The 15,747-nt window shown below is 34.1% G+C and carries 13 protein-coding genes; 9 read left to right on the top strand and 4 right to left on the bottom strand.

Annotated features, from left to right (window positions below; genetic code table 11):
* Positions 1 to 94: 94 nt before the first annotated feature.
* Together DMA14_RS10980 and DMA14_RS10985 are read right to left on the bottom strand one after the other, a co-directional pair.
* The gene (locus DMA14_RS10980; RefSeq protein ID WP_111424721.1) at positions 95 to 412 is read right to left on the bottom strand and encodes a phosphoribosylpyrophosphate synthetase; all 318 of its coding nucleotides are present in this window, start codon (positions 410 to 412) and stop codon (positions 95 to 97) included.
* Positions 413 to 472: 60 nt separating this feature from the next.
* Positions 473 to 1,288, bottom strand: coding sequence for an alpha/beta fold hydrolase (locus DMA14_RS10985; RefSeq protein WP_111424722.1), 816 nt, complete (start codon positions 1,286 to 1,288; stop codon positions 473 to 475).
* Positions 1,289 to 1,763: 475 nt separating this feature from the next.
* Between DMA14_RS10985 and DMA14_RS10995 the strand changes: the two genes are divergently transcribed.
* The 6 genes from DMA14_RS10995 to DMA14_RS11020 all read left to right on the top strand — a co-directional run bounded on the left by DMA14_RS10995 (position 1,764) and on the right by DMA14_RS11020 (position 7,900).
* A complete protein-coding gene (locus DMA14_RS10995) occupies positions 1,764 to 2,141 on the top strand; it encodes a hypothetical protein (protein ID WP_238989951.1) in 378 nt (125 codons plus the stop codon).
* 253 nt (positions 2,142 to 2,394) lie between these two features.
* Positions 2,395 to 3,318 carry a hypothetical protein gene (locus DMA14_RS11000; RefSeq protein ID WP_111424724.1) on the top strand — a complete coding sequence of 308 codons (924 nt, stop codon included), beginning with the start codon at positions 2,395 to 2,397 and terminating at the stop codon, positions 3,316 to 3,318.
* Between the two features lie 4 nt (positions 3,319 to 3,322).
* Complete coding sequence (locus DMA14_RS11005; protein WP_111424725.1) at positions 3,323 to 5,302, top strand: TonB-dependent receptor plug domain-containing protein; 1,980 nt, start codon at positions 3,323 to 3,325, stop codon at positions 5,300 to 5,302.
* 50 nt (positions 5,303 to 5,352) lie between these two features.
* Positions 5,353 to 6,219, top strand: coding sequence for an MbnP family protein (locus DMA14_RS11010; protein ID WP_111424726.1), 867 nt, complete (start codon positions 5,353 to 5,355; stop codon positions 6,217 to 6,219).
* Positions 6,220 to 6,457: 238 nt separating this feature from the next.
* Positions 6,458 to 7,477: a cytochrome-c peroxidase gene (locus tag DMA14_RS11015; RefSeq protein WP_111424727.1), complete on the top strand. Its 1,020-nt coding sequence runs from the start codon at positions 6,458 to 6,460 to the stop codon at positions 7,475 to 7,477.
* A gap of 174 nt (positions 7,478 to 7,651) precedes the next feature.
* Entirely contained in the window at positions 7,652 to 7,900 is a 249-nt protein-coding gene (locus tag DMA14_RS11020; protein ID WP_111369468.1) for a hypothetical protein, read from the top strand.
* Positions 7,901 to 7,941: 41 nt separating this feature from the next.
* On the opposite strand, the gene DMA14_RS11025 is transcribed toward DMA14_RS11020, so the two are convergent.
* Together DMA14_RS11025 and DMA14_RS11030 are read right to left on the bottom strand one after the other, a co-directional pair.
* Complete coding sequence (locus tag DMA14_RS11025) at positions 7,942 to 8,145, bottom strand: hypothetical protein (protein ID WP_111424728.1); 204 nt, start codon at positions 8,143 to 8,145, stop codon at positions 7,942 to 7,944.
* A gap of 394 nt (positions 8,146 to 8,539) precedes the next feature.
* Positions 8,540 to 9,964 carry an FAD-dependent oxidoreductase gene (locus DMA14_RS11030; protein ID WP_111424729.1) on the bottom strand — a complete coding sequence of 475 codons (1,425 nt, stop codon included), beginning with the start codon at positions 9,962 to 9,964 and terminating at the stop codon, positions 8,540 to 8,542.
* 402 nt (positions 9,965 to 10,366) lie between these two features.
* On the opposite strand from DMA14_RS11030, the gene DMA14_RS11035 reads away from it, so the two are divergent.
* The 3 genes from DMA14_RS11035 to DMA14_RS11045 all read left to right on the top strand — a co-directional run bounded on the left by DMA14_RS11035 (position 10,367) and on the right by DMA14_RS11045 (position 15,738).
* On the top strand, positions 10,367 to 11,002 hold the full coding sequence (locus tag DMA14_RS11035; RefSeq protein WP_111424730.1) for a hypothetical protein: 636 nt from the start codon (positions 10,367 to 10,369) through the stop codon (positions 11,000 to 11,002).
* Between the two features lie 183 nt (positions 11,003 to 11,185).
* On the top strand, positions 11,186 to 11,629 hold the full coding sequence (locus DMA14_RS11040; protein ID WP_111375968.1) for a hypothetical protein: 444 nt from the start codon (positions 11,186 to 11,188) through the stop codon (positions 11,627 to 11,629).
* A 917-nt stretch (positions 11,630 to 12,546) separates the two neighbouring features.
* Positions 12,547 to 15,738: a SusC/RagA family TonB-linked outer membrane protein gene (locus DMA14_RS11045; protein WP_111424731.1), complete on the top strand. Its 3,192-nt coding sequence runs from the start codon at positions 12,547 to 12,549 to the stop codon at positions 15,736 to 15,738.
* The last annotated feature ends 9 nt before the right edge of the window (positions 15,739 to 15,747 follow it).

The following is a 15,747-nucleotide window of genomic DNA, read 5'->3' on the forward strand; positions in this document are numbered from 1 at the left end:
ATTTTTTAGATTTATAATTAGGTAAAGGATTTTTTTAGTTTCTGAGAGAACTAGCGATATATCGTTATTCTTGCGATATGCTGTTATTTTTATATTAATGTGTAGACAGCTTTTTAATCATTTCGGCAGAAATAGAATCTGCATAAATTCCAAAGGCACTGGTTAGAACACCTTTTACATTGTAGACGTCAGAGATTATGCCGTACACAATGTCTTCATCGCCAGGATCAGTATCGCCTTCAAAACGAAATAAATATTCGATTTTGAAATCTTCAGGAGACATACTAAGCGTATTGTTATTGTACCGTATGCAATCTGAATCGAGATTAAAGTTTTCTGTAAAACCTTGTCCATTCAGCCATTGCAAAGCTTCTGTAACGGTCTCAAAATAGGGTTGTTGTAGTGAACTCATGGTTTAGAGAGTTTATAAACTGTCTGCAAAGAATTTTTGCAGACAGCTATGTTTTAAGAGTTATTTTATGAAAGCTAGAATATCATTATTGATTGTTTCTGCTTCTGTAGTTGGCATTCCATGAGGAAATCCTGGGTAAGAAATCAATTTTCCGTTTTTCAGCAACGCAGCCGATTTTGGTGCTTGATGATAAGGAACTATTTGGTCATCTTCTCCGTGCAAAACAAGAACCGGAATATCCAAACTTTTAAGATCTTCTCTAAAATCGGTTTCAGAGAAAGCTTTAATTCCTTCATAATGAGCCAAAACAGAACCCATCATTCCTTGACGCCACCAATTTTGTTTAATTCCTTCTTGAACTGTTTGGCCTTCACGGTTCCATCCATAAAAAGGAATTGGAAAATCATAAAAATATTGTGATCTAGTAAAAGCTGTTCCTTTTCTAATTTCGTCAAAAACAGACAAAGGTACACCTTCAGGATTTGATTCGCTTTGAACCATAATCGGCGGTACAGCACTAATGATTACAGCTTTTGAGATACGCCCTTTTCCGTATTTTGCTGCATAACGAATTACTTCACCGCCTCCTGTTGAGTGACCAACGTGAATTGCATCTTTTAAGTCAAGAGCCTCAACTAATTGTGCAATGTCTGACGCGTAAGTTTCCATGTTGTTTCCTTCAGAAGTTTGGCTTGAACGTCCGTGTCCGCGGCGATCATGGGCAATAACTCTGTATCCTTTTTGAAGAAAAAACATCATCTGTGCGTCCCAATCATCGCTTGATAAAGGCCATCCGTGGTGAAAAACAATTGGCTGTCCTTTTCCCCAATCTTTGTAATAAATTTCTGCTCCGTCTTTTACTGTAAATGTGCTCATGGTTTTCGATTTTAAGATTAATATTTGTTTGTATTTTTAATTTAAATGGATTTATAGGTTTAAAATTTAAACTTATATATGGTATTGAGTTTTGTTTTGTTATGATTACACTGCAAATGTATTGCAGAGTGAAATCTGAATTGGTTAATCTAGATTAAGAAGTGATTTTTTTTGTGTCTAACATACGCTGACGCTTGTATACTGGAGGATTTTTATTAGTTGGCATATTTCGTATTTTTATATTTGTTAATAATGCCAGACTTTAGCCAATTAACGTGCCTTATTTGCAATGTCTTTATTTTAAAGGCTTTATCGAAAAAGAGGGAGTTTTTTATTTACGATATTTCGTTAATTCATGAAGAGTTCATTTTTCAACAAACTGGATTGAATAGTTTTTATCAAATAAAAAATGATAAATGCTTTAAAATAAATACAAAATAGTATGTATTTTTGCCAGCAACTATTGAACAAGCAATTGAAAAGAGTAATAATCATAGCGCTTTCTATTTTAATTTTGTCGCCATCTTTTGGCAGCTTGTTTGTTTATGCTTCTTTTAAAATCAATCAGAAAGAAATAGCAAAAAACATTTGTGTTCAGCGCAAACAAGCTTTTAATAGCTGTAATGGTCGTTGTGAACTTCAAAAAAGCATTAAAAAATATTCAGATAACGAACGAAAAATGCAGGATACTCTAAAAGATAAGTTAGAGCTTGTGTATGTTCAAAATACTGCTGAAATTAATCTTAGCGTAATTTCTGTTATTGAATCAAAAGAGAATACTTCTATATTATTTGAAAAGAAACCAATCGGGGCTTCTAATCTTACTTTTCATCCTCCGCTCTATACAGTGTAGAGGTCATTTAGTTTTTAAATTCTAATATTTTAAACGCCAAGTTCCAAATTCTAGTTTTGGATTGGCTTTTTACAATCTGTTTTTTCTTTTAAAACTGATTTTGACCTTCTTTTGTAATTGAAAAAGAAAACTCTTCTGTTTTCAGTTACGTTGCCATTCTTTTGGGGTATTCACAGCATTTTGACTCTCTTTTGATATTCAAAAAATTATAGCAAAATGCTACAGTTTAAACTTTTTTTTATCACATCATCAAATGAAATCTTTTAATTTTTGGATAGTCACACTATTGTTTGCGGTTACTTCCTGTACAATTGATAAAACAGATTACGAAGCCGAAACCGGTTCTGAGGTTCCTGAAAATCAAATTTTTAAAGAAGCGATTTCGTTTACCAAAGGTAACTATAAAATAACTATAGATGCCTTAAACGGAACATTTTATAAAGGATATAATCAGCTTCACTTGAAAATTGTCAATACTCAAAACAATCAAGAGCTGACTTCATCTGCTGTAACTTTTTTGCCTATTCTAAGTAATGCCGACGGAAGCAAAAGTTCATGTCCACATGAATATAATGTAGCATACGATTCTGCAAATAAATACTACGCTGGATATTCTGTTTTTACTGGCGAAAGCTCTACTACGGCAAGCTGGAAATTGTACATCAGTTTTACGGCTGATAACCAAAAATATGAGATCAATAAAGACGTAGCAGTTGAAAAACAAACCAATAAGAATCTTAATATGACAGCTTTTGCAGGAAGTGATGGAGAACAATATGTAATCGCACTCGTTTCACCTCAAAAGCCTACAGTTTCAGAAAATCCGCTTGTGGCTGGGGTTTACAAATACAATAAACCAACAACTCCTGCTGGAACTTTTCCAGATCCAACTCAGTTTTCGTACTCAGAAGTGGTGGGTTATACTTTAAAGCTAGATCCTAGAATGCCTGAACCTTCTATGGGAAATCATTCTTCTCCAAATAACAAGGATTTGACACAAGGAAATAACGGTTTATATCACGGCGTGGTTAATTATACAATGACAGGAAATTGGACATTAAATTTAATTATGATGAACCAAAACGGTTTAATCGTAAAAGGAACCGTAGTTCCAACTGATCATACGCCAGGAGTAGAAGGCGTAAAAAGCGAACTATATATTGATACTTTATTCTAATTACATGAAATATATTATAATGCTGCTTTTTTTGGGAATGTCAGTAACAGCTCAAAATCAGCATGCACATCACGACAGTATTAAAAACTTAGAAGAAGTAACCGTAAAAAATAGGACGAAAAAGAAAATTGAGACAGAAATGAAAATGGCCGTTTCTGTTGATGAATTTTTGTCATCATCGGAGAATATCAGTTTTATAAAGCGTGGAGCTTATGCGTGGGAACCTTTGTTGAACAACATGAGCACAGAACGTTCTACAGTTACTATTGATGGAATGCATGTTTTTGGCGCTTGTACTGATAAAATGGACCCAATTACGTCTTATGTAGAAAGCAATAATCTTTCGGCAATCGATATTAAATCGGGACAGGAGGGAAGTCTTCACGGATCAACCATTGCGGGAAGCATTGATTTAAAAAGAAAAAGCACGCCGTTTGGTCTTCAAAAGAAATGGAATGGAGCTTATCAGACAGGATTTGAGTTTAATAATAAGCAGTTTTTCAATTTAGGAAATGTCTCTTATTCGGGAGCTAAATTTGTGGCAGACGGAAGCATTTCGTACCGAACTGCCGATAATTATTCTGACGGAAATAACAATGAAGTAAAGCATTCGCAATACAATAAATTCAACACTTCATTAGGATTAGCTTATAAAACTAGCGATTTATCATCATTGCGATTAGACGCGATTTTTGATGTGGCAAAAGATGTAGGTTATCCTGCTCTGCCAATGGATTTGTGGCTTTCGCGTGCGCTGATTACTTCGACTTCGTATAAACAATTGTTTGAAGAAGGATTGGTAAGAGTGGTTGACACAAAAGTATATTTTAATGCTATTGAGCATTATATGGATGACACTACACGTCCTGAAAATTTGGTTCACATGGATATGCCAGGTTGGAGTACAACTTACGGATTGGTTTCTAAGGCTAATTTGAGAAAGAATAGTTATTCGTCTGAAATTCAGCTGAATGCTTACGATAATTTGTCGATTGCAGAAATGCGTATGTATCCGCAAGACAGAAGTAAAAGAACGATGTTTGCTTATAGCTGGCCTTGGGTAACTACTCGTTTTGCTGGACTTTCTATGAATAATTCTTGGGAACTTTCTGAGAAAAGCACTGTGAATTTGGGAGGTTCTTTAGGAGTGAATTACAATTATTCTAAATATATAGAGTTCAACTGGATTTTTCATCCGGGAGCGCCTCAAGAGAAAACGAGATTTCTGCCAAGTGTAAATGCTAGTTACCAATTAAATATAGATCAGTTTAATTTCTCTGTAGGAACAGGTTACGGTCATAGAGCGCCTTCTGTTTCTGAAGGTTACGGATATTATATTTATAATAGTTTTGACCGTTACGATTATATCGGAGATCCAAATCTGAAAAATGAAATTTCGTATGAAGGAAATGCTAGTGCAGGTTTTAAAAACGAAAGATTAAGCATTCAAGGAAAAATAAACTATTTCTACATTGATAATTATATTATTGGTAAAATCTTGAGTTTAGGAAGTCCAATGAATTATCAATCGGTTGGGGTAAAAGGATATACTTCGCTAGATTATGCAACACTTTTGAATATGTCTGCCAATGTGAGTTACGATATTTTGGAACATCTGCATTGGAAAGGTACGCTGACTTATGCTCGCGGAATGGACAATAAAGGAGGAAATCTGCCTTTCATACGTCCGTTAAGTTACTTGACTTCATTGCATTATATGTATAAAAATTTCGGAATCCAGACTTCTGTAAATGGCGATTTTGAACAGATTAATTATAGTCCGGAATATGGAGAAGATTTGACTGCGGCTTATGCCATTTGGAATATTTCTGCCGATTATTCTTTTAAAATCAATAAAGTAAGAAGCACGATACAGATTGGCGCAGAGAATTTATTAAACGAATATTACAGCACGTATGCCGATTGGGGAAATATTCCAAGAATGGGACGCAATATTTTCACGTCTTTAAAATTGAATTTCTAATTAGAAAAACATCAAAATTAAATTTAAACACAATAAATTAAAATCACAATATGGAAACTTTAAAAAAATACCTTTTATTATCGGCCGCGGCACTAACATTTGCATCATGTTCAAATGATGATAATAGTCCCGCAGCAAACAATCTAACGTTGGAATTCAACAATACATTTAAAGACAAAACAATTGTTTTAGGAGATGCAACATCAGCTTCTGCAACTACAAACACTTCTGCAGCAGGACAAATTCATCATTTTTCTGAAGTAAAATATGTAATCAGTAACATTCGTCTAATAAAAGATGATGGGAGCGAAGTGCCTTACAATGTAAATGATTTAGATAAAGGTGCAGCTGTAATCGATCAGGCAAAAACAGCATCATTAAGCTATGTTTTGAGTAATGTGCCATCTGCAACATACAAGCAAATTAAATTTGGTTTAGGAATTAAAACGGAGCAAAATACATTAGACCAAACAAGGTTTCCTAAATTTTATGCCGCAGCTGGAGCGAATGATACAGCAATGATGTGGGAATGGGGAACTGGATACCGTTTTACAAAAGTAGAAGGCTTTTATGATACGGATAATAAAGTAATGTCTATTCATACCGGAAGTACGGTTGCTGGAACAGAAGGTGCTTATACGCAAGGTGTAAATGCTTATAGAGATATTACGTTAAGCCTTACGACAAATGCAATCGTAGGAAATAAGGCTCCGAAAATCAAAATTAAAGCTGATTTTGACAAATTATTGAGCGGAAAAATCAATACAATTACATTATCAACAGGAACAGGAATGAGCGATAACGCGACTCCAAATGTCCATACTGCTGCTCAGATGGTAAAATTTGTGGACAATCTGGGAGGAAACGGAACAAATGATATTTCAGGAATGTTTTCTGTAACTAGTGTAGAAAACTAAATTAAACTTTGATTTACAAAATTAATTGCCTCCATCTTTAGATGGAGGTATATAAATTAGCAAAATTAGGGCTTTAGCCTAAACGCGTTAATTTGGCTAAAGCCTAGTTCATTTACATTTTTTAAATCCCCTAGTTAAAACTAGGGGCTATTGAAAAACTAAATCGAACCTATTGATTTAAATCATATATCAGAGCCGTCTGAAATTAAAAGATGACTCTATTTTAAAATTCATTAAAATGAAAAAAATATTTGGCTTTATCATAATCGTAATCATTTTCGCTTCTTGCAGCAGTAGCGATTCTGATGAAACTTATTTTGATAATCCTGAGCTTTCATTGCATATTCCGACTGATTTTCCTGAGGTAAACAGTTATGTGAGTTTGAACAAGCCTACAAAATACGGAGCTGAATTGGGAGAAAAACTGTTCTCTGATAAAAGATTTAGTAAAGACAATACGATTTCGTGTTCAACCTGTCATATTCAAGGAAATGCTTTTGCCGATCATAATGCGCGAGCAATTGGCATTGAAGGAAGAGTCGGACTTAGAAATGCACCACCGCTTCAGAATTTGATGTTTTTAAAGTTCTTTAATTGGGATGGAAGCAGACTCCAGTTGGAAACGCAGCCACTCGTTCCAATTATTACCCACGAAGAAATGGATTCTTCAATTCTGGAAGTGATCGGAAAAATTAAAGACTACGCTTCTTATAAAGACTTATTTAAAAAAACTTTTGGAGATCAGGAAATTACAGCTGATAGAATTTATAAAAGTATTGCTCAGTTTGAATACACTTTAATTTCTGCTAATAGTAAATACGATAAAGTAAAACGAAAAGAAGGTCAGTCGTTTACAGAAAGCGAAGCGGCAGGTTATGCAACATTTCAGCAGAAATGCGCCAGCTGTCATAGCACAGAATTGTTTACAGACCAGAGTTTTAGAAATATTGGTTTTCCGCTAAACACAGATTCTAACGAGGCGGGAAGAGGAAGAGTAACAGGAATTCCGTCTGATTTTATGAGCTTTAGAGTTCCAAGTTTGCGTAATGTCGAATATACAGCACCTTACGGAAGTTTTGGTCAGTTCGAGACTCTAAAATCTGTTTTGGATTATTTTGATAATGGTGTTTTGGCAGCAGAAAATCTAGATCCTATTTTTAAAAATAATGGAAATAGAATTCCGCTTACCGAACAAGAAAAAGAGAATCTTCTTGCATTTATGAAAACCCTGAGCGACAAAGAATTTACAGGAAACTAATCTCGAAACGCTTGAATTTACTGGCATTTGGCATTTCTTTTATAAAAAAGAAGAAATGTTTATAATATGTTGATAAATAATACGTTGCTGATTGTGTTAAAATCTGATTTCGATAGATTAAATGTTTTAAATTTAGTAACTGAATGATAGTTAGTTATTTAAAATTATTTGAATATGGAAAGAGCTATAAAATTACAGGTTCGCAAGGAGCTTGACGGGAAGCAGCAAGTAAATGTAATTAAGCTCAAAGGCAGTTTAATTACCAAAGGCTACACAGAAATTATCCATATTAGCGATAAGGACGATGAATTTTACATTAATTCGTTTGCAACCAAAACAGAAGCAAGCAATGAAGTAAAAGAATTTATTTTAGATTTTATAAACAAAGAAAATTTAAGCAATACAATTAGTGTTCTAGCATAATTTGATAGAACTGTACAATTGTAGTGCTTAATATCGCAGATTTAAATTGCACTTGTAAAACTTGTATTTTGATCCAGATAAAGAGGCTTGTCTTCTATAGCATCAGCTGGTTTCTCGTCCCAATCTCCCCAATCTCCTACATAAGTTTTACGGAATATTAATTCGTTATTATCACCATTACAAACCAAAGTTCGGTCTGTACAGGTTTCATTGTTTGGACTGAAATTTATTTGTAAATTTTTCATGATGTGATTATTTGTAATTGTTTGTAAATGAGATTATAAAAGTAGAAATAACCAATGAGAATTAATTATAAAATAATATTAAATTATTGTTTAATTTGCATGTATTTGATTGAAAACTAACTCTATAAAAAAGCTGTCAAAGTACAACTCTTTATTTTTTTAAGCTTCGAAGAAGTTAAATATTTATAGCCAAGGGGTTATTTTACAATATAAAAAGCTCCAGAGGAGCGACATATTTTTCACAATCCAATATATGTCGCTCCTCTGGAGCTTTTTTATTTGTCTTATTGAAATTCTATAAATATTTTACCCTGCTGGAGTTTGCAGATATAATAATTTTATAGATATCCTGTTAACTCAAAATGGGTGTATTTTTGAGGCAACTTTTTTGCATTTAATGCTTTTTGTTTTTTCTTTTGAGGCATCTTCCTCGGGGTTCATCGCCTTCTTGAAGTATAATTTCAGAATGTAAGAACTGTGCGGCATCTGCAGAACCTTGTACTTTTGCTGCACTTCGTTCGAGCATTTCAGCTTCAAATTCGTTTAATACGCATTCTCTCAATCCTCTTTCTTTCCATTTTGATTTAACGTTGCAACCTTTCGAAATTTTTCTAGCTAATTTTAAGGCATCTAATAAAGCTTGATTAGCACCTTGTCCCTTAAACGGACTCATCGGATGTGCCGCATCGCCAATTAAAGTGATATTTTGATTCTTTTCTAATAATGCTGCACTCAATAATTCACGATCGTAAACAGGATATCCAGAAATTAAATTTTCTTGCGTTGCTTCCAAGATCTGAGGGATAGGAGTGTGCCATTGCGTTCTTCGGTAAGCTTCTTCTTTCAAGGCTTGTGGCCCTTTTGAACTCAATTCTTTGGCTTCTTCTTCAGACATCGGAAAACTAAGCTGCCACATCACAGAATCTGCCGTATAGGGCATTACATAAATACGTTCATTCCCGTTGGCAGTCTGAAATATTGTTTTACTATCTAGCAAATCATTAGAAAGTCCTTCTAGAGCACTTAAAGGACAAATTCCTAAGATTACAATGCAATCTAAGTAACGGAGTGGTGTGGTCTCTTCGCCAATTATGAGTCTTCTAACAGCACTGCGAATGCCATCTGCACCTACAACAAGATCGGCTTTTACTGTTTTTATATTTTCATTTGTCTGAAAGTTTAGTTCTACACCGTCTTCAGATTCTCTTAGATTTACTAATTGATGTCCCCATTTTACAGCATTGTTTCCTCCAAGCTGTTCCAAAAGAGCCAATCGAAGTAATTGTCTTGCGATATGTATGTTGGTACGTTTTGTGGGAGATTTAATGGCGGTTTCCAACCATTTTCTAGTTCCCCATTCGCCTAATATTTTTCCCTCGGTATTGTGTACGATATGTTTTGTCGAAATTACGCCGTCTAGAGAAGTAATTCCCAAACCTTTCATAGCTTTACTGGCTTGCTGTAAGGTAAGTCCGTAACCTTGAGATCTTGCATCAAAATCGCTATCTCTTTCATAAATTGTAAAAGGAATTCCACGGTGTAAACAAGCCACCGCTAAGGCAACACCGCCTATACCAGCGCCAATAATGGCAACATGCGGTTTTGTGAGATCTGGTTTAAGATACTTTTCCGATTGAATTAATCCTGATCCTGAACAATTTGTGCACAGATGCAGATGCGCCTTCGGACGTATTGGAGCAATGTTACTCTGCTTGCTCTCGTATGCAGCCAATTCCGTTTTATAAAGGCGTTGCGCTTTTTTACTGAGTCCGCGATTTATTTTGCCCTGTCCTTGGCATTCATGGCATATAGTCCACATATTTTGTTGTAGCTTGTTTTAAAAGTGCAAAAATAACTAAATGATGTCAGAATAAAACGTTAATCTTTATAAGGTGTGACTTCCAGAGTTTTATTGGATATGAAGTTTTGACAAATGATAAAAAAATTATGATGTCGATACCAAAAAGTTCAAAGGAGAAGAACCTAAACTTGATGATAAATTGAATAATGAAGAAAAAAATAATGTGAGAACGTCTCAAGTTTGTTTGAGGCGTTTTTTTGTGCTACTTTCTTCTCTGAAGATTCATTTTATGCTTTTATAATGACTTTTTTCAAGAGATAAAGCTGAAGAAGTAAAAAATATGACTTGATTTTTATAGATTTGTAAAAATCTAATATAATCTCTCAAATAGTAATTGAGAAACAATATATAATACAAGGCATGAAATCGGTTACTTCAGTTTTTTTACTTTTAATATTTATCTGTTCAAACGCTTACTCTCAATTGAGTTCTGATAAAATATTCGAAAGTTTTAAACAAGGTGAACGCACCAATTGTTCATCTATTGCTTTTATCAAAGCTTCTTTAAATGTTTACGGATTAGATAATCTTTTTATAAGCGAAAAGCTAAACGAAGATTTATATAGAATTACTTTAAAAAACAACGCTTCATTCAATTTGAATAGCAGTGAAATAAATAAGGCAAAACAATCAGCGGGTTTTGTTTATATTAAAGACAATTGCGATAGCGAAAAAATTACCGATTATGCAGAATTGACTTATGCTGTAATGGCAAAGTACAAGCAAATAATTGATAAAGAATCTACTTTTGATAAAGCATTGGAAGATTTAGAAGACGGTACAGTTTATACTCCAACTATCTACAAATACCTAGGATTTGCTTTAGGAAAACAGATTCAAAAGCTTAAAAAAGAATCAGGAACAGACTATTGCGGTGTTGTGGCTTGGTCAAAAGTGCATGCTGTTTTTGTCTGCGGAGAATTTATGGACTATTATGGAAACAAAAAGAGCTTGTGGATTAAATATCCAAGTCGTTTCAGAATAATTAAGTCATAAAACAGTAAAATTAACTTTTGGTAAAATGCGCTGAAATAGCCTAAAACAGTGGTTTTACAGTAACCTTTTCCTTATCGCAACGTAACAATTATAATTTTATTGTGAAAAAGAAATTATAAAAGTTGCAATTTAACATAATTTATATATTTTTGTTTTTATTCAAGAACCAAATCTATTAAGAAAATGAAGAGCAAGATTATTTTATTATGTGTCCTTTTCTTCTTGACGACTGCTGCCGTTTCTGCACAGGCAAAAAATGCACCAAGAAGTATCATTAGTACAACAGCTTTAATTCGTAAATACCATGATCAAAAAGAATTAAGTGGTATGCAAAAAGGAGAGCTTTTAGAATTGTACATTGAACGTATTAAAGTTTTAGTAAAAACACTTCCTTATATTGCTTTGGTTACTAAACCTGGTGTAACAATGGCAGATTTAGGTATTCCAGACACTGGCGAGAATAAAAAAATCTTAGATGGACAAGCTGAGGGAACAACTGTTTTCTTAGATACTACAGTAGATTTTCAAAGAAAAATGATGCCATATTCTGACAAAGGTAATCTTATCGCAGCCATCTTGTTTTACGAAACTACATTGAAATCTTTACACGAGTTCAACGAATTGTAATATTTCAACAATTTAAATATAGAAGCTCCAAGGTCTTATGATCTTGGAGTTTTTTTTTATAAAAAATTAATTTGCCTCCATCTTTAGATGGAGGTAGAAAAAATAAGCCTGAAATGGCTTTAGCCAAATTTCTCAAAGTTTAAAACATATCCTTTGGTTTCAACCAGAGAAATGCAAAGAAAAGCGATTTTGGCTAAAGCCATAAACTGGCAATCCTTCAAAAAATCCGCTAGTTGAAACTAGGGGCAATAGATAAAACTCTACTATTTTTGTCTATTTCCATCATTTGTATTAAAATATTTCTCGCAGATTTCATCAGATTTATGCAGATTAAAGTTATCCTATTTTATTTATATACTTGAACTAAATCGTTGGGAAATATTCTGCTTTTAGTACAATTCTTATAAAACGGTAAAAAACTGTATTCTTTATAACTATTTTATTTTTAATTGTTTAAGGTTTTTTGCTTAAACAGATTAACATTTTTTTTGCAAAAAGTTTAATTAAAATTTGGGAACTAAAAATTTTAACATACTTTTGTTCTATCAAATTAGTAGAGTTTAAAATTTAATTAGAAATACAGAGATTAAAACCTTACCATTTCATTTTCAGAAATATAAAAGCATAAGACATTTACACTTTATGCATTACTACGGTTAAAATTCCTCTTTTTAAATTCATTTATAAATTTTTAATAACACTATCCTGAACAAGGATAAAAATTGTATAGGCCAAATAAAATAATAATCTAAAAAAAGTAAAAATGAAAAAACGAATGTGCTGCAGATAAAAAGAAAAACCATTTCTGTTGCAGCAGAAATGGTCTGAGTTTAAAGAAATTGTCATCTCTAAAAGGAAAGCAAGAATAGTATAAAACTGTTCCAGGCTCGCCTTATTTATTAAACTAAAACAAAGTAATGAAAATAAAATTAAAAAGATATGCTTGGCTATGTATTTTATTGATTTCCATAGGAGTTAAAGCTCAAGATACTAAGCCTTTAATTCAGTCAAAACTGGAAGGAACAGTAGTAGATGCCATTACAAAAGAGCCAATTATCGGGGCTTCAGTAACCATTAAAGGAACGACACATGGTGTTATCACAGATACAGATGGAAAATTTTTCTTCCAAACAGGACAAAAATTCCCTTATACACTTTTAATTAGTTATTTAGGATATAAAAAAGAAGAAGTTGTAGTAAATAAAAACGCTATAACTATTACTCTTAGCGAAGAACAGAATGCGTTATCTGAAGTAGTGGTTACGGCACTTGGAATTTCTAAAGAAAAGAAATCTCTAGGATATACGACTCAGGCATTAAAAGGAAAAGAATTGGCGACTACAAAAGAAACCAACTTTTTGAATGGACTTTCGGGTAAATTGGCGGGTGTTCGTATTACCAATTCACAAGGAGATATGGGATCTTCGCGTATTATTATTCGTGGAGAAACTTCTATTGCAGGAAACAACCAGCCGCTTTTTGTAGTAGACGGAGTTCCTGTAGATAACTCACAATTGAACTATGGAGGAGCTACACGTGATTTTAGAAATGCAATTGCCGATTTAAATCCGCAGGATATTGAAACTTTGACTGTTTTGAAAGGGCCAAATGCTGCCGCGCTTTACGGATCGCGTGCTGCGCATGGTGTGGTTCTTATTACAACAAAATCTGGAAAAGGGCAAAAATCAGGATATGGGGTTACTTTTAATACTGGTATAACCGTTTCTCAAGTAGCTACTTTGCCTTCGTTCCAAAATAGTTTCGGACAAGGTTCTAATGGAAGATTCAGTTACGTAGACGGAAAAGGAGGAGGAGTGAATGATGGTGTTGATGAAAGCTGGGGACCAAGATTGGATGGTCGTCTTATTCCGCAGTTTTACTCTAAAGGCGAAGCAGTTCCTTTTGTTGCACACCCTAATAATGTGAAAGATTTCTTTAACACCGGACTTACTTACGACAATAGTGTTTCTATTGCAAAATCTAACGAAAAATCAGATTTCCGTTTAGGTGTAAACAATCAAAAACAGCTTGGAACTGTACCTAACAGCGAAATAAACAAAACAAACTTTACAGTTAATACCAATTATCAGATTTCTGAGAATGTAAAAGTTGGGGTTAATGCGAATTATATTGTAACAAATGCTCCACAATTGCCAGGAGGTCCATCTGGTGGACGTGCGGCGGGTGTAATGCTTCAGTTTCTTTGGTTCGGACGTCAGGTTGATATCAATCAGCTTGATAAAGACTGGACAACTAACTGGAACAATAGTTACTATAGCAACCCGTATTGGAATGCGTATTACAATACAACAAGCCAACAGCGTAACCGTATAATTGGAGATGTTCACTTAGATGCGAAATTGGCAGAAGGATTGAATTTCAGATTCCGTACAGGTGTTGATTATTATAATGACCGCAGAAAATATACTATTAAGTATGGTACAAACGGAACTCCTTTCGGATCGTATGCAGAAGATGCTTACACTGTAAATGAGCAAAATACTGAGGGTATATTTCAATACACCAAACAGCTTAATGATGATTTCAGTTTAGATGCACTTGCAGGTTTCAATATCCGTAACCATAGCGATGCTAACAATTATCAGAAAGCGCCACGTTTAGCAGTTCCAGATTTGTATACTTTAACCAATTCTAGAGATCCGTTGACATCATCAAACTCATTGTCAAGATTAAGAGTATATAGTTTGTACGCATCTGCTCAGGTAGGATTTAGAAACTATGCTTTCTTAAACGTTACAGCGCGTAATGACTGGTCTTCGACATTGCCAAGCAGCAATCGTTCTTATTTCTATCCTTCTTTTAACGGAAGTGTAATCTTAACAGATGCATTGAATATTAAGAGTAGTACACTTGATTTCTTAAAAGTTAGAGGTGGATGGTCTGAAGTTGGTAATGATGCAGATCCGTACCAATTGGCTACGGTTTACAATTTCCAAACTGCTTTTGACGGAAATCCAATCCAGACTTCTTCTCAAAAGAAATTAAATGAAAACTTAAAACCAGAAACGACTCGTTCTACAGAGGTAGGTCTTGAAGCTTCTTTCTGGAAAAACAGACTTCATTTTGATGTAGCGTATTACAACACCAATAGTTTCGACCAGATTTTGGAAATTAAAACTACAGCATCAAGCGGTTACAATTCGCAGTTAATCAATGCAGGTAAAATAAACAATCAAGGTATAGAGGTACAATTGGATGGAAATCCAGTTCAAACTGAAAACTTCAAATGGAATGTGGCTTTAAATTATTCAAAAAATAAGAGTAAAGTAGAAATTCTAGATTACGCAGGAGATATTAAAAACTATACAATTGGTTCTTCTGGAGGTGTAGATGTATTGGCTTCTGTAGGACAAGCTTACGGAGCACTTTATGGAACAGCTTATGAGCGTGATGCAAGCGGTAACATTGTAGTAGGAGCAAACGGACTTCCAAAAGCTGATCCGACAAAAAGAGTTTTAGGACATTATACGCCAGATTATTTAGCAGGTCTTACAAATACGTTGACTTATAAAAATCTTGAACTTTCATTCCTTGTTGATGCTAGCGTTGGTGGAGAACTTTTCTCTGGAACAAACAGAACAGGAAACTATACAGGAGTTTTAGCACAGACTCTTCCAGGGCGTGGTGCTGAAAACGGTGGTTTAAGTTACTATTATCCAGGAGATAATACTGCTAATCCAAAAATTTTGGTAACTGGCGGAACCGCTCCAAACGGTGTGACAGTTTATGATGACGGAATGATTTTCGGAGGTGTATTTGCAGACGGAACGCCTAATAATAAAGTAATTAGTGCGCAGGAATATTATAAAGCGTCATACAACATTAGCGAAGCATATATCTACAGTTCAACTTTTGTAAAAATGAGAGAAATCAAGCTTACTTATAATTTCAATAAAAAGCTGGTTAAAAAACTAGGATTAGAAGGAGCAAGCATTACTGCTGCTGGTCGTAACTTATTCTTTATCTACAAAGATGCACCAAATATTGACCCCGAAACGGCTTTCAATACAGGAAATGCACAAGGATTAGAGAGTTTAGCGTTGCCAACAACAAGAAACTACAGTCTTAACCTTAATGTTAAATTTTAAAAACTCGGA

The organism is Flavobacterium sharifuzzamanii (assembly GCF_003254585.1).
Taxonomy (GTDB): Bacteria; Bacteroidota; Bacteroidia; order Flavobacteriales; family Flavobacteriaceae; genus Flavobacterium; species Flavobacterium sharifuzzamanii.

Excerpts from the sequence above, each read along its gene's own strand:
- DMA14_RS10980 (WP_111424721.1), bottom strand. The coding sequence starts at position 412 with ATGAGTTCACTACAACAACCCTATTTTGAGACCGTTACAGAAGCTTTG.
- DMA14_RS10985 (WP_111424722.1), bottom strand. The coding sequence starts at position 1,288 with ATGAGCACATTTACAGTAAAAGACGGAGCAGAAATTTATTACAAAGAT.
- DMA14_RS11000 (WP_111424724.1), top strand. The coding sequence starts at position 2,395 with ATGAAATCTTTTAATTTTTGGATAGTCACACTATTGTTTGCGGTTACT.
- DMA14_RS11005 (WP_111424725.1), top strand. The coding sequence starts at position 3,323 with ATGAAATATATTATAATGCTGCTTTTTTTGGGAATGTCAGTAACAGCT.
- DMA14_RS11010 (WP_111424726.1), top strand. The coding sequence starts at position 5,353 with ATGGAAACTTTAAAAAAATACCTTTTATTATCGGCCGCGGCACTAACA.
- DMA14_RS11015 (WP_111424727.1), top strand. The coding sequence starts at position 6,458 with ATGAAAAAAATATTTGGCTTTATCATAATCGTAATCATTTTCGCTTCT.
- DMA14_RS11020 (WP_111369468.1), top strand. The coding sequence starts at position 7,652 with ATGGAAAGAGCTATAAAATTACAGGTTCGCAAGGAGCTTGACGGGAAG.
- DMA14_RS11025 (WP_111424728.1), bottom strand. The coding sequence starts at position 8,145 with ATGAAAAATTTACAAATAAATTTCAGTCCAAACAATGAAACCTGTACA.
- DMA14_RS11030 (WP_111424729.1), bottom strand. The coding sequence starts at position 9,964 with ATGTGGACTATATGCCATGAATGCCAAGGACAGGGCAAAATAAATCGC.
- DMA14_RS11035 (WP_111424730.1), top strand. The coding sequence starts at position 10,367 with ATGAAATCGGTTACTTCAGTTTTTTTACTTTTAATATTTATCTGTTCA.
- DMA14_RS11040 (WP_111375968.1), top strand. The coding sequence starts at position 11,186 with ATGAAGAGCAAGATTATTTTATTATGTGTCCTTTTCTTCTTGACGACT.
- DMA14_RS11045 (WP_111424731.1), top strand. The coding sequence starts at position 12,547 with ATGAAAATAAAATTAAAAAGATATGCTTGGCTATGTATTTTATTGATT.